At 71.3% G+C, this 13,000-nt stretch carries 11 protein-coding genes; 5 read left to right on the forward strand and 6 right to left on the reverse strand.

Annotation, left to right across the window (positions count from 1 at the left end; all coding sequences use genetic code 11):
* Nucleotides 1–18: 18 nt before the first annotated feature.
* The 6 genes from TA3x_RS08320 to TA3x_RS08345 all read right to left on the reverse strand — a co-directional run bounded on the left by TA3x_RS08320 (nt 19) and on the right by TA3x_RS08345 (nt 8,072).
* The gene (locus TA3x_RS08320; RefSeq protein ID WP_435020133.1) at nt 19–2,994 is read right to left on the reverse strand and encodes a PVC-type heme-binding CxxCH protein; all 2,976 of its coding nucleotides are present in this window, start codon (nt 2,992–2,994) and stop codon (nt 19–21) included.
* Nucleotides 2,991–3,944 carry an amidohydrolase family protein gene (locus TA3x_RS08325; protein WP_435020135.1) on the reverse strand — a complete coding sequence of 318 codons (954 nt, stop codon included), beginning with the start codon at nt 3,942–3,944 and terminating at the stop codon, nt 2,991–2,993. Before TA3x_RS08325 ends, TA3x_RS08320 begins: the two co-directional genes overlap by 4 nt.
* A 129-nt stretch (nt 3,945–4,073) precedes the next feature.
* A complete protein-coding gene (locus TA3x_RS08330) occupies nt 4,074–4,859 on the reverse strand; it encodes a choice-of-anchor M domain-containing protein (protein WP_435020137.1) in 786 nt (261 codons plus the stop codon).
* 121 nt (nt 4,860–4,980) lie between these two features.
* On the reverse strand, nt 4,981–5,430 hold the full coding sequence (locus tag TA3x_RS08335) for a hypothetical protein (RefSeq protein WP_435020139.1): 450 nt from the start codon (nt 5,428–5,430) through the stop codon (nt 4,981–4,983).
* Nucleotide 5,431: 1 nt separating this feature from the next.
* Nucleotides 5,432–6,547: a DUF1559 domain-containing protein gene (locus TA3x_RS08340; RefSeq protein ID WP_435020141.1), complete on the reverse strand. Its 1,116-nt coding sequence runs from the start codon at nt 6,545–6,547 to the stop codon at nt 5,432–5,434.
* Between the two features lie 142 nt (nt 6,548–6,689).
* Entirely contained in the window at nt 6,690–8,072 is a 1,383-nt protein-coding gene (locus TA3x_RS08345) for a sulfatase-like hydrolase/transferase (protein ID WP_435020143.1), read from the reverse strand.
* Nucleotides 8,073–8,283: 211 nt separating this feature from the next.
* On the opposite strand from TA3x_RS08345, the gene TA3x_RS08350 reads away from it, so the two are divergent.
* The 5 genes from TA3x_RS08350 (at nt 8,284) to TA3x_RS08370 (ending at nt 12,976) form a co-directional block, all read left to right on the forward strand.
* Nucleotides 8,284–9,231: a DUF1559 domain-containing protein gene (locus TA3x_RS08350; protein ID WP_435020145.1), complete on the forward strand. Its 948-nt coding sequence runs from the start codon at nt 8,284–8,286 to the stop codon at nt 9,229–9,231.
* Nucleotide 9,232: 1 nt separating this feature from the next.
* A complete protein-coding gene (locus tag TA3x_RS08355; protein WP_435020147.1) occupies nt 9,233–9,691 on the forward strand; it encodes a hypothetical protein in 459 nt (152 codons plus the stop codon).
* Between the two features lie 141 nt (nt 9,692–9,832).
* The gene (locus tag TA3x_RS08360) at nt 9,833–10,858 is read left to right on the forward strand and encodes a DUF1559 domain-containing protein (RefSeq protein ID WP_435020149.1); all 1,026 of its coding nucleotides are present in this window, start codon (nt 9,833–9,835) and stop codon (nt 10,856–10,858) included.
* Nucleotides 10,848–11,297, forward strand: a complete 450-nt coding sequence (locus TA3x_RS08365; protein ID WP_435020151.1) for a hypothetical protein — start codon at nt 10,848–10,850, stop codon at nt 11,295–11,297. The genes TA3x_RS08360 and TA3x_RS08365 overlap by 11 nt, the downstream gene beginning before the upstream one ends.
* Nucleotides 11,298–11,308: 11 nt before the next feature.
* On the forward strand, nt 11,309–12,976 hold the full coding sequence (locus tag TA3x_RS08370; protein ID WP_435020153.1) for an arylsulfatase: 1,668 nt from the start codon (nt 11,309–11,311) through the stop codon (nt 12,974–12,976).
* Nucleotides 12,977–13,000 lie beyond the last annotated feature (24 nt).

Here is a 13,000-nt window from a genome sequence, read left to right on the forward strand (position 1 = left end):
CGGGCGGATCGGGTCACGTCACTTGGGCTGGAGGGTCCGGAGGTAGGCGATCAGGCCGGCGAGGTCCTCGGGGGCCAGGCCGGCCTCCAGGCCTTCGGGCATGAGCGACGAGCCGTTGGAGGTGATGGCCTCGATCCGGTCGCGGGGGACGACATCCAGCAGGCCGCCGCCCCGCTTCAGGGTCACGGCGCCGGCGGATTCGGTGGCGATCACGCCGGTGATCACGCGGCCATCCTTGGTGGCCACCGAGTAGTTGAGGAACTGCGGGGCGACCTCGCGGTTGGGGTCGAGGACGTGGATCAGCAGATCCTCGGGCGACCGGCCGGCGACCGTGGCGAGGTCGGGCCCGACGTCCTCGCCCTGGCCCTCCGCCTTGTGGCAGGCGGCGCACGCCTTGAGGAACACGCCCCGGCCCCGCTCGCGGTCGCCGGTCAGCTTGAGCGACCCTTGCAGGGCGGCGATCACCCGGTTGCGGTCGGCACTGGGGTCGGCCCCGAGCAGGGCCTCGGCGCGGCGGCGGATCTCGGGGTTCTTGTGGGCGAGCAACGCCTTGCGGCGGGCCGGCTCGACATCGCCCGGGGCCAGGTCCTTGGCCTCGATCGCGTCGAGCAGAGCGTTCAAACGCGCCGGGCGGGCGAAGATGACCTCGGCGGCCTCGCGGCGGACGGAGGGGCTGAGGCTGTTCCAGCGGGGCACGATCAGATCGGCCACCGATTTGTCGGGCAGGCCGGACAAAGCCTGGAGCGCCGCGAGCTGGACCTCGCCGGGCTGGCGGGCTTCCAGCAGGTCGGGGAAGACCTCCAGGACGGCCGACTCGGGGCCGACGCCCAGGACCCGCGTGGCGGCGACCCGGGTCGGGACGTCGGCGGCGTCGCTGGCCGCGTCGTCGCGGGCGGAGGCGAACAGGGGGGCCAGGGCGTCGAAGGCCGGCCCCTGGAAGTTGGCCCGGAACGACTTCCCGGCCTGCCTCAGCCCCCGGTCCAGGCCGACCGCCGCGGCGCGGCGTGCGGCCGTGTCGGCGTCCGCCGAGGCGAGGAAGCCCTGGATCGTCCCGGCCAGTCCCGGCACCTTGCCCGAACCGGCGAGCGCGGCCAGCTCCTCGATCCAGCCCCGGCCGTCGGTCGAGGCGGCGAAGCCCGGCACGCGGGCCAGGGCGGCGAAGAACTCGGGGAACCGCCCGGTCAGCGAGCTGAGGACCGCCCACCGGGTCCACAGGCTCGACCGATCCTGGTCGGCGATCGCCGCCAGGGCGGCCGTGGTCCGCTCGTCAGAGCACTCGCCCAGCGAGAACGCGGTCTGGAACCGGACCATCGGCGACGGGTCGCGGGCCAGGGCCAGCAGGGCATCGCGGAGGGCGGGGTCGGACAGCCGGGTTTCCGACAGCCTGGCCGCCTGCTCGCGGACGCCCGGCTCGGGGTCGGCGAAGGCGGGCAGGAGGTCGGCGGCGTCCAGCTGGCCCAGGGCGTCCAGGGTCCAGCAGGCGTGGGCGCGGGCCAGGGCGGTCGGGCGGTCGCGGGCCAGGGCCTTGAGCAAGGGCAGGGCGGCGGCGTCCCGGCGCTCGATCAGGAGCCGTTGGGCCGTGTCGCGCCACCAGGCGTCGGGGTCGGCCAGCAGGGCGACCAGCTCGGCGGTCGGGGCCTTCGAGAGCCTGGGAGCCGGGCGGCGGGCGGCGAAGCCGTCCGGGAGGAGTTCATAGAGCCGGCCGCGATCCTTGCCGCTGGTCAGGTCCAGATGCTTCTTGATCGGCTCGGGGATCGAGAACGGGTGCTCGATCGTCTCGCGGTACATGTCCAGGACCATCAGGGTCCCGCTGGGCGTGCCGGCGAAGTTGACCGGGCGGAACCAGTTGTCGGGCGACTGGAGGAACTCGTCCTTGCGGTCGGGCTCGGCGCGGGTGGCCTGGTAGATCGGACCGTCCAGGGCCATCGTCTTGCGGTGGACGAGGTTGCCCCCCACGTCGCCGACGAAGGCGTTGCCCTTGTACTCGGCCGGGAACGCCGACCCGCGATAGATCGTCACCCCGGTGGCCGAGGTGAAGTAGCCGATCACCTGCCGCTCGGAGGCCGAGAGCTTGGCGGCCAGGGCCGGGTCGGCCAGCCGCTGCCGGGTGCGCACCACGCGCCAGGGCTCGGCCGGGCTGAGCCGGAACACCGGCGCGGCCGGCCCCTCGGCGGCGATGTCCACCACCGCCGCCGGCGCGGCCAGGGACGGGACGCGGTCGAGGTAGCGGGCGGGCAGGACCACCTGGCGGATGTGGTTCGAGTTGTTGCAGACGAACCGGTGGCCCCAGTCGTCGACCGTGTGGCCGAACTGGCCGCCGCCGCTGATCGCCTCGAAGGCCGATCCGTCGGGCCGGAACCGGAAGTCGCGGCTCCGCAGTGCGACCGGCTCGGCGTCGGGCTTCGTCAGGTTCTTGATCGTCCCGCCGTTGGCCGCCGCGGCGCCGTAGATCCAGCCGTCGGTGCCCCAGAGCAGCCCGTTCAGGAGCGCCTGGACGTTGCCGGTGCCGAACCCGGTGAACATGACCTTGCGGATGTCGGCCTTGCCGTCGCCGTCGGTGTCCTTGGCGTAGATCAGGTCGGGCGCGACCGTGATGAACACGCCGCCGTCGTACGGGACCACGCCGGTGGGCCACGACAGGCCATCGACGAAGATCGTGCTCTTGTCGAACACGCCGTCGCCGTCGTTGTCTTCCAGCAGCGTGACGTTGCCGCTGGGCTGGTTCTCGGGGTAGGGGTAGCCGCGCATCTCGACCACGTAGAGCCGGCCGTCGGCGTCGTAGCAGGCGGAGACCGGGTCGGTCACCAGGGGCTCGGTCGCGGCGGCCTTGATCTGCATCCCGGGGCGGAGCCGGAACTGGGCCAGGGCCTCGGCGGGCGTGGAGGCGGGGATGCGCGGGAGTTCCTTGGCGAGGTCTTCGTCGGCCGCGCGGGCCGGGGCCATCGGGGCGAACGCGGCGAGCAGCCCGGCCAGGATCGAGCGTCGGAGGGTCATGACTTGGCGGTCTCCTTCAGGCCGAGCAGGCGGATGGCGTTGCCGCGCTCGATCTTCGTGCGAACCTCGGGCGGAAGCTCGATCTTGGCGAGGACGTCGAACTGGGGGACGGCCTGCCCGGGCTCCAGGTAGTCGGTCCCGAACAGGAGCCGCTCGGAGCGGCGGATCAGGAAGGGTTTGGCGAAGTCGTAGTCGCGCGACAGGGCGTTGGCCCCCGAGCCGGCCGACAGGTCGCCCCACAGGTTGGGGCAGGCGTCGAACAGGCGATCCAGGGCGCCGCCGGGCACCACCGGCCCCTTGGGGTAGGCCCCCAGGCCGCCCGGCACCTCGGCCGAGATCGACGCCCAGAAGCCCGGCCCGTGGCCGATGAAGTTGACGTTGGGGAACCGCTTCAGGACCTTCTCCAGCCCGGGCAGGCCGACCACATCGGTGCCGCGGAGGTCGTCCATGTGGAACAGGACGGGGAGCTTGAGGTCGTCGCAGGCCTCATAGATCGCCATCATCCTGGGCTCGTCGATGGGCAGCCCGGCCTTGTGCTCGCCGAGCCCCTTGGCCCCCTGGTCGACGTATTCCTTGAGCATGGCCCGCAGCCCGGCGCGGCCGCCCCGGTAGGAGGTCCGGGGGTCGATGCAGCAGAACGGGATCAGCCGGTCCGGGTGCTGCTTGGCGGCCGCGAGCGCCGTCTCGGTCAGGGTGATGTAGCTCGACGACTCGGGCGACACCAGCGGCAGGGCCACCGACCGCTCGACGTTGTGCTCGTCCATCCAGGCCAGCAGGCCGTCCGGGGTCAGGGGCTTGGCCCCGTTCCAGGTCCGGTTCAGGTGGGTGTGGACGTCGATGTAGGGCCCGCCCGGGGCGACGGCGCCGGACGCCCGCCGTGCGGGGAAGCAGGCCGGGGCCGCCGCCGCGGCGAGGGCCCCGCCCAGGAAATCTCTGCGAGAAATCGCCAACGCATGCTCCTCCGTCGAAGTCTGCCCCTGGCTGGGCGAGAGTCCGGGGACGAGCTTATCCGATGCCGGCCCGGCGTGCGAGGGGCCGGGCCGGCCCATCCGAACGGGTTCGGGGACGGGGGATGGGGCTCAGCCGGACCGGCCCGCGCGGGCCTTGCGGCGCGACAGGAACAGCCCGACCGAGCCGAGGCCGAGGCCGACCATCGCCAGCGAGGCCGGCTCGGGGACGGCGGCGGGCGAGGCGTTCACCGCGAAGCGGAAGGTCTCGGTGGTGCTCAGCGTGCCGCCCCCGACCAAAGTGCCGGAGGCCCTGAAGGTCAGGTCGTAGACGCCGGCGGAGGTGAAGCCCAGGTTGAAATGGTCGTGCCCGAGGGCGAACACGTCGATCCCGTCGGCCGAGGTCAGGCCGTCGGCCGAGTTGATCGCGGGCGAGCCGAGCGAGCCGTTGGTGTAGAGGACGACGTCCCCGCCGGCCGGCGGGGCCAGGGACACCAGCGACAGCCGCAGGGTGTCGCCGACGAAGATGTTGGGCTCGATCGACTCGGCCCCAAAGCCGAGGAACGGCCGGCTCGCCGCCCCGACGCTGGTCTGGCCGAGGACATACAGGGGATTGCCGGCGAACGGGGCGGGGAGGCCCGCGTTGCCGGTCGTCAGCACGTTGGCGCCGACCACCGTGGTCACGTCGCCCGGGGCCACGTCGCGCCCGGCGGCCAGGGGCGAACCGTTGATCACGGCGTTGGTGGCGAACTCGTAGGACAGCGTCAGCGCCCCGGCCTCGTAGCCGATGCTGACGTCCGCATGGCCCGCCGTGTAGAGGTTCGTGCTGAACGCGGCGCGGGCCGGGGTCGCCGGGGCGGCCAGGATCATCGCGGCGAAGGCGGCGAGCAGGGTCCGGCGTGACGGTCGCAGGTTCATGGGGATCATCCCTCGGAGGAAGTTCGGACGATGGGTGAAACAGGGCGCGCGGGCCCCCGGGCGGGGGATCCCGCGACTTCGAGGCGGACGTCGTGGCGATGCGGCGGCCATCCCGGCCGGGCTACATCCGCACCCTTTCCACGCTGGCGAACCAACCGCGATCGGTGAGGATCTCGCGGACCTGGATCTCGGCGCCGTCCGGGGCCGTCCAGTGGGTGTAGCGGCAACGCTTCTCGCGGGGCGTCCCCCGGTCCAGGCCGGGGAGCCGCGAGGCCAGGATCGTTTCCAGGGCCGAGGGGGGCATGTCGTGCCGCTCCGGCCCGCCCTTGCCGGCCGGGAAGGCGAGCCAGGTCCCGGCCGGGTCGCGGAGGATCCACTGGTGCAGGGCCCCGTCGTGCCTTTCCTCGTCGAGGCAGAGGATGGCCCCCTCGGGGATCAGCCCCGCGACGGACTCGGGCAGCCGCCCCCGGGCTTCGGGGCCGGACAGCTCCAGGCTGGCGACGCCGAGCCCGCCGCCGCAGCCGGACGCCGCGGCCAGGAGGATCAGTAGACGGACGAATCGAATCTTCATTTCAGAACGCATCCCCGGAGACGACCTCGCCGCCGTCGCGGGTGCCGATCGCCCACCAGACGGGGAGGGCGACCGTCTCGCGGACGAACCGGACGCTGCCGTCGCCGAACAGGGCGTTGATCCCGCCCGGGTGGTGGCTGCCGGGGGTGATCAGGTTGTTCGCATCCATCTCGCCGCCGTAGAGGTGGCAGCTCCGCCCGTTGATCGGCATGACCTGCATGTAGGTCCCCCCGGCGTGCCCCCAGCCCGAGATCCAGGCGCGGCCCTGATACACGGTCCAGGCCGGGTCCGGGAAGCTGACCGACTTGCAGAACCTCTGCCAGTAGTTCAGGGACCGCCCCGACCCGGCGCTGCCGCCGCAGTAGGACCGCGTGGCCTCGGGCTCGGCGAACATGGCGTCGACGTCGTCGGGGTTGCTCGACCGGGGGAGCCTTCGCTCGGCCACCGCCACCGTCTGGGAGAGCCCATCGGTGACCATCGCCGGGGCGATCGGCCCGACGTGCCAGTCGGCCCGCGCCGCCGGGCTCACCAGCCCGATGAAACCGTTGTGGCGGCCGAGCCGTCCCCCGGAGTCGGGCCCGGAGGTGTCGGGCGTCCAGCCGACGTTGCCCGAGTAGTTCTGCGACGCCGGCCGCGACGGCCCCATGGCCTCGCCGGGCGGGGACGCGTCCGACGGGCAGAGATACGCGGCGATCGTGGTGCGGGCCGCCGTGCCGTTGGGGTGATCCCGGCCGATCGTGGCCGCATACAGGATCGCGTTCGGGTCGCCGCAGTTGTCGGCGTTGCCCACCGAGAAGTTGATCGCGTTGAAGGTCGCCTGCTGCTCGACCTGCGGCAGGATGCCCGCGTGCCAGCCGAACAGGCCGCTCTGGCAGGCCCCGCCCGGCCCGGCCTTGGCCGAGGTCGTGCTCATCGGGAACACGCCATTGGCGTCGGCGTAATTGTGCAGCGCCAGGCCGATCTGCTTGAGGTTGTTGGTGCATTGGGCCCGCCGGGCCGCCTCGCGGGCGGCCTGCACCGCGGGCAGCAGGAGGGCGATCAGCACCGCGATGATGGCGATCACCACCAGCAGCTCGATCAGGGTGAAGCCCCGGCGCGATGGTCGTGGCCTGTCCATGTGCGTTCGCCCTCCCGGAACCCTCCCGAACCCCGCCCCGCGGCATCCCGGCCGCGGGCGGCAACCCCCTCACGCACAGAGGAGGTGCCGCCCGGCCGGGCGGAGTTCCACCGAATTCGTTAAGCGGGCGGGGAGGATCGGGTCAGCGAGAGGCGTTGCCGTCCATGCCCCACAGGGGCGGGACGAGCTGCTTGTCCCACTCCTTCCAGGCGGCGAGCAGTTCCGCGACCTTCTCGGGATGCTGGGCCGACAGGTCGCGGGCCTCGCCCGGGTCGTCGGCCAGGCGGTAGAGCCGTCGCGGGGTGGCGGTGATCCCCCGGTTGGGCCGGGACGGCTTGCCCGAGTCGACCGAGTCGTCGTAGCGGACCAGCTTCCAGCCGTCCTTGATGATCGCGTCCTGCTCGCCGAACCGCCAGAACAGGGCGTCGTGCGGGGAGCGGCCCTCGGCCTGCCCGGCCAGGAACGGGAGGATGTCGACGCCGTCGAGCTTCCAGTCCGGCTTCGGGGCCACGCCGGCCGCCGCGAGCGCGGTGGGCAGGATGTCGAGCTGGATCACCGGCTTGTCATAGACCCGGCCCGCCGGCAGCTTCCCCTTCCAGCTCGCCACGAACGGGACGTGGATCCCGCCGTCCAGGGTGGTCCGCTTGGAGCCCCGGAGCGGGAGGTTGATCGAGCCGTTCTGCGCGGTGCCCAGCAGGGTCGGGCCGCCGTTGTCGCTGAAGAAGAAGACCAGGGTGTTCTCCTCCAGCCCGGCGTCGCGGAGCTTCGCCGTCACGGCGCCGACCGCGTCGTCCATCGCCACCATCATCGCGGCATACTTCCGGCGCCTCTCGTCCTTGATCGATTCGAACCGCTTGAGCCGGTCGTCGGTCGCGTCCATCGGGGTGTGGACGGCGTTGAAGGCGACCTCCAGGAAGAACGGGTGCCCCTTGTGGCGGTCGATGAACGCGACCGCCTCGCGGCCGAAGGCGTCGGTCAGGTAGGCCGACTCCTTCACGACCTCGGTGCCGCGATAGACGTTCTGGGTCTTCTCGGCGAAGTAGGTGTGCGCCCCGCCCAGGAACCCGAAGAACTCGTCGAACCCGCGCTTCTGCGGGTGGAACTGTGGGGCGGACCCCAGGTGCCACTTGCCCACCAGCCCGGTGGCGTAGCCGGCGTCCTTGATCCGCTGGACCAGCGTGGTCTCCGAGGTCGGCAGCCCGAGCTTGCCCCCGCCGGCCTCGCCGCCAGGGTTGAACTCGTGGCCGAACCGCTGCTGGTATCGCCCGGTCAGCAACCCGGCGCGGGTCGGGCTGCAATACGGCCCGGACACATAACCATTGGTGCACCTCACCCCGCCCCGGGCCAGGGCGTCCAGGTGGGGCGTGGGGATGTCCTTCACCCCCTGGAAGCCGACGTCGGAATACCCCATGTCGTCGCCGATCACGACGACGATGTTGGGCCGGCCGGCCTCGGCCGCGAGGGCGGGCGTCGCGAATCCGAGGGCGAGCGCGAAGGCCAGCCCGGCGAAGCGAAAACGATGCACGTTGGTGACTCCTGGCCAGGACGACGGGGAGGGCGGCGAGCCCTCATGATCCCAGGTTGCCCGGGCGGCCGGAAGCACCGACCCCCGCCCGGGCTCCCGACCAAAGTTCATCAACTCCGTGAACAAAGTCAAGTTTCATTCTTGACAAACCCGATCAACAAGACAAAATAAGGCCGCAAGACCGCACTGACCGCCTTTCGGAGCCCTGACGATGACCCGTTCCCGACTGCCCCTCATCCGCCCTTCATCACCGGCCCGGGGGAGGGCCGGCTTCACCCTGATCGAGTTGCTGGTGGTGATCGCGATCATCGCGGTGCTGATCGCGCTCCTGCTGCCGGCGGTGCAGGCGGCCCGCGAGGCGGCCCGGCGGATCCAGTGCACCAACAACCTGAAGCAGTTAGGGCTGGCCCTGCACAACTACCACGACACCCACGGCCGGTTCGCGCCGGGGTCGATCGCGCCGGCGGTCACCGGGGCCCCCAACTACCGCCAGCCCTTCGTCTCGTCGCTGCTGCCGTTCCTGGAGCAGGGGAATCTGTCCAACAGCTTCAACTTCAACCTGAGCTTCGAGACGAACGCCAACAGCACGACCCGGGCGGCGCGGGTGGCCGCCTATGATTGCCCATCGGACCAGGCGGTCGTGTTCGCCAACAACGCCGGCAAGGTTTTCGACGTGAAGGGGAACTACGGGATCAACTGGGGCCAGAACGTCTACAGCGACCAGGGGCTGCCCGCCCCTTTCGCCCTGAACTACGGGGCCAGCCTGGCCGAGATCACCGACGGGACTAGCCAGACCCTGCTGATGACCGAGATCATCCAGGCGCCCCAGCCGCCCGGCGATGACATCTCGGTGATCGACCGCCGGGGCCGTGTCTGGAGCGACCAGGCCTCCTCACACCAGGTCTCCGCCAAGCTCGCCCCCAACAGCTCCTTGCCCGACTACGGCGCCTGCTGGCCCGGCATCAAGATTCCCTGCAACCGGAACACCGGCGACGGCCCCAACCACTACATCGCCTCGCGATCCAAGCACCCGGGCGGGGTGAATTCCCTGCTCGCCGACGGGTCCGTCCGTTTCATCAAGGATTCGATCTCCCTGCCGTCGTGGCGTGCCCTGAGCAGCCGGGCCGGCGGCGAGGTTCTGAGCGCAGAGGCCTACTGATATGCGTCCGACCCGACGATTCGCGTCCTTCCTGCTCGCCCCGGCCCTGGCCTTCCTGTCCGTCGGCTGCGGGGGCGAAGCGGGCGCCCCCCGCCAGGCCGCCTCGGGCACGGTCACGCTCGACGGCAAGCCGCTCGAATCGGGCACCATCACCTTCATCCCGACCGAGGGCGGCCCCGGCGCCTTCGGCACGATCCAGGCCGGCACCTACCGCTTCGGCACCGGCGACGGGCCGACCGCGGGGCGTTACGCGGTGGAGATCGTCGACGTCCGGCCCACCGGCCGCACGATCCCCAATCCCGACGCACCCGGCACCACGATCGCCGAGGTCCGCAACGCCATCCCCCCGCGCTACAATGCCCGGACCGAGCTGGTGGCCGACGTGAAGCCCGATGCCGAGAACTCCTTCCGCTTCGATCTCTCGACCCGGAAGCCGAACACCCGCCTCACCCGACGCTGAGCGATGCCACCCCCCCGGCCGCCCGGATCGGGGACGCATCACCTCTGATCGGGATCTTCCCTCTTGACGGCGCCGGCCTTTCGACGAAGACTGGCGCCGAATCCCTTCCTTAATTAAGCCGACCAAAGCAAAGGGGCTGCCATGAGCGGGTTCACGCCGCCGTACCCCGTCGCGCGCACTGCGGACGCCGCCCGAGCGAAGGGCATCCGGGGCCGCGAGGGCTTCACCCTGATCGAGCTGCTGGTGGTGATCGCGATCATCGCCGTGCTGATCGCCCTCCTGCTGCCGGCAGTGCAGGCGGCGCGGGAGGCCGCCCGGCGGATCCAGTGCGTGAACAACCTCAAGCAGCTCGGGCTGGGGCTCCAGAACTACCACGACATCAACCAGAGGTTCCCGATGGGCGGGCAGGGGCGCGACCCGGCGACCGGGCTCTACCCCTCGCCCAACTATCGCCAGCCCTTCGTCGTCTCGCTGATGCCGTTCTACGAGCAGACGGCCCTGTACAACTCGTACAACTTTTCGCTGGTCCTGTTCGAGGACGCGGCCAACCTCACCACGCGGCTGACGAAGATCAACGTCTACATCTGCCCGTCGGACTCCCCCCAGGTGTTCGGCAAGGTCGTGGGCGGCCCCCTGTTCGACATCAAGGGGAACTACGGGCTGAACTGGGGGGTGAGCACCTTCTACAACCAGGGGCCGATCACCGCGACGCCGACCGCCACCGGCGCCGCCCCGTTCTACCTGCGCTACGGGGCGTCGATGGCCGACATCGTGGACGGGACGTCCAACACGATCTCGATGCTGGAGATGATCCAGGCCCTGTCGCCGAACGCGACCTTCGGCAACGCGGCCGACCTCGACCGCCGGGCCCGGATCTGGAACGAGGATTCGGCCACCTACCAGATCTCGACCCGGCTCGCCCCCAACAGCAGGGCCCCGGACTATGGCCGGTGCGTCAACGACCCGGCCAACGGGCTGCCCTGCACCAATGACGCCAGCAACGGGCGCGACTATTATCTCGGGTCGCGGAGCCGCCACCCGGGCGGGGTCAACTCGCTGTTCTCCGACGGCTCGGTCCGCTTCCTCAAGAACACGATCAGCCTGCCGGCCTACCAGGCGCTCAGCACCCGGGCCGGGGGCGAGGTGATCTCCGCCGATGCGTATTGATCCCAGATGCCTCGGGCTCGCCCTGGCCCTGGCGGGCCCGATCCTGACGATGGCCCCCGGCTGCGGGCCCGCCGACCCCTACCAACGGGTCGCGGTATCGGGCAAGATCACGGTCGACGGCCGTCCCCTGGAATCGGGCCAGATCGGATTCCTGCCGATCCTGGACGGGCCCGCCGCGCAGGCCGAGATCGCCGCCGGATCCTACAGCATCGGCCGGGCCCAGGGACCGGCCGCCGGGCCGTACCGGGTGGAGATCCGGAGCATCCGCCCCACCGGGCGTAAGGTCCCCGACCACGACAACCCGGGCCAGATGATGGACGAGACCCGCGACGCCATCCACGCGATCTACAACATCCAGTCCCGTTTGCAGGCCGAGGTCAAGCCGGGCGAGGCCCAGGCCTTCGACTACGCGATCGACACCAGGACGCAGAAGAAATGAGGCCGGACGCGATGCGACAGACCCGCCGGTTCCCGAGGCTCGCCCTCGCCCTGTTCGCCGCGATCGCCCCCGGGGCCATCGCCCGGGGCGCGGCGCCCCAGGCGGCGAAGGCGAAGCCCAACGTCGTGGTGATCCTGGCCGATGACCTCGGTTATTCCGACATCGGCTGCTACGGCGGCGAGATCCGCACGCCGAACCTGGACCGGCTGGCCAGCAACGGCCTGCGGTTCACCCAGTTCTACAACACGGCCCGGTGCTGGCCGTCGCGTGCAGCCCTGATGTCCGGCTACTACGCCCAGCAGGTCAACCGCGACCCCCAGGGCGTCCGCCCGGCGTGGGCCGCGCTCCTGCCGCAGTTGATCAAGCCGGCCGGCTACCGCTCCTATCACTCGGGCAAGTGGCACATCGACGGCCCGGTGCTGGCCGGGGGATTCGAGCGGTCCTACGAACTCGTCGACCCGGACCGGAACTTCGGCCCGAAGCAGCACCACGTCGACGACCAGCCCCTGCCGCAGCCGCGCCCGGCGGACGGGTACTATTCGACCCGGACGATCACGACCCGCGCCCTGGAATGGCTCGGCCAGCACGAGAGAGGCCACGACGACGAGCCGTTCTTCCTCTACCTGGCCTACATGTCGCCCCACTTCCCGCTCCACGCCCTGCCCGAGGACATCGCCGTCTACCGCGACCGCTACGTCGCCGGCTGGGACAAGCTCCGCGAGGAGCGGCTCAAGAAGCAGAAGGAACTGGGGATCTACGACGGCCCGCTCTCGGCCCGCGACCCGGAGACGGCCCCCGGCTGGAACCCCTCGGCCGAGGCGCTCCGCAACAAGATCGGCCCCGGCGAGGTCGACCGCGCCGTGGCCTGGGACAGCCTGACGCCCGAGCAGAAGAACCTGCAGGCCGCCAAGATGGCCGTCCACGCCGCGATGGTCGACCGGATCGACCAGGAAGTCGGCCGGGTCCTGGAGGCGCTCCGCGCGTCGGGCGAGCTGGAGAACACGGTGATCCTGTTTGCCTCGGACAACGGCGCCAGCGCCGAGCTGCTGGTCCGGGGCGACGGCCATGACCAGACCGCCCCGCCGGGTTCGGCGAAGACCTTCCTGAGCCTCGGGCCGGGCTGGTCGACCGCGTCCAACACCCCGTTCCGGCTCCACAAGTCGTGGAACCACGAGGGGGGGATCGCCACGCCGTTGATCGTCCACTGGCCGGCCGGGATCGCCGCCAAGGGGGAGATCCGCCACACCCCCGGCCATCTCGTCGACGTCGTGCCGACCGTCCTGGCCCTGGCCGGGGCCACCGCCCCCGCGACCTTCGACGGCGAGGCCCGCCCGCCCTTGCCGGGCCGCGACCTGGCGCCCGCCTTCGCCCAGGACGTGACGATCCCGCGCGACTCGATCTGGTTCCGCCATGCCGGCAACCGCGCCCTGAGGGTCGGCGACTGGAAGATCGTGTCGGCCACCCCGTCGACCCGGTGGGAGCTATACGACCTGGCCACCGACCGCGCCGAACTCCACGACCTCGCGGCCCAGAAGCCCGAGAAGGTCAAGGAACTCGCGGCGATCTGGGAGCGGGACGACGCCGAGTACGCCGCCCAGGGGGCGACCGGCAAGCCCCTGCCGGGCGCGGCCGCCAAGGCCGCCAAGAAGGCCGCCCGCAAGAAGGCCGCGGGCCGGTGATCGAGGGGACGACGGAGCGATGAA

It is taken from the genome of Tundrisphaera macrotermitis, from assembly GCF_051175315.1.
Classification (GTDB): domain Bacteria; phylum Planctomycetota; class Planctomycetia; order Isosphaerales; family Isosphaeraceae; genus Tundrisphaera.

Excerpts from the sequence above, each read along its gene's own strand:
- TA3x_RS08360 (WP_435020149.1), top strand. The coding sequence starts at position 9,833 with ATGAGCGGGTTCACGCCGCCGTACCCCGTCGCGCGCACTGCGGACGCC.
- TA3x_RS08365 (WP_435020151.1), top strand. The coding sequence starts at position 10,848 with ATGCGTATTGATCCCAGATGCCTCGGGCTCGCCCTGGCCCTGGCGGGC.
- TA3x_RS08320 (WP_435020133.1), bottom strand. The coding sequence starts at position 2,994 with ATGACCCTCCGACGCTCGATCCTGGCCGGGCTGCTCGCCGCGTTCGCC.
- TA3x_RS08355 (WP_435020147.1), top strand. The coding sequence starts at position 9,233 with ATGCGTCCGACCCGACGATTCGCGTCCTTCCTGCTCGCCCCGGCCCTG.
- TA3x_RS08370 (WP_435020153.1), top strand. The coding sequence starts at position 11,309 with ATGCGACAGACCCGCCGGTTCCCGAGGCTCGCCCTCGCCCTGTTCGCC.
- TA3x_RS08330 (WP_435020137.1), bottom strand. The coding sequence starts at position 4,859 with ATGAACCTGCGACCGTCACGCCGGACCCTGCTCGCCGCCTTCGCCGCG.
- TA3x_RS08340 (WP_435020141.1), bottom strand. The coding sequence starts at position 6,547 with ATGGACAGGCCACGACCATCGCGCCGGGGCTTCACCCTGATCGAGCTG.
- TA3x_RS08335 (WP_435020139.1), bottom strand. The coding sequence starts at position 5,430 with ATGAAGATTCGATTCGTCCGTCTACTGATCCTCCTGGCCGCGGCGTCC.
- TA3x_RS08350 (WP_435020145.1), top strand. The coding sequence starts at position 8,284 with ATGACCCGTTCCCGACTGCCCCTCATCCGCCCTTCATCACCGGCCCGG.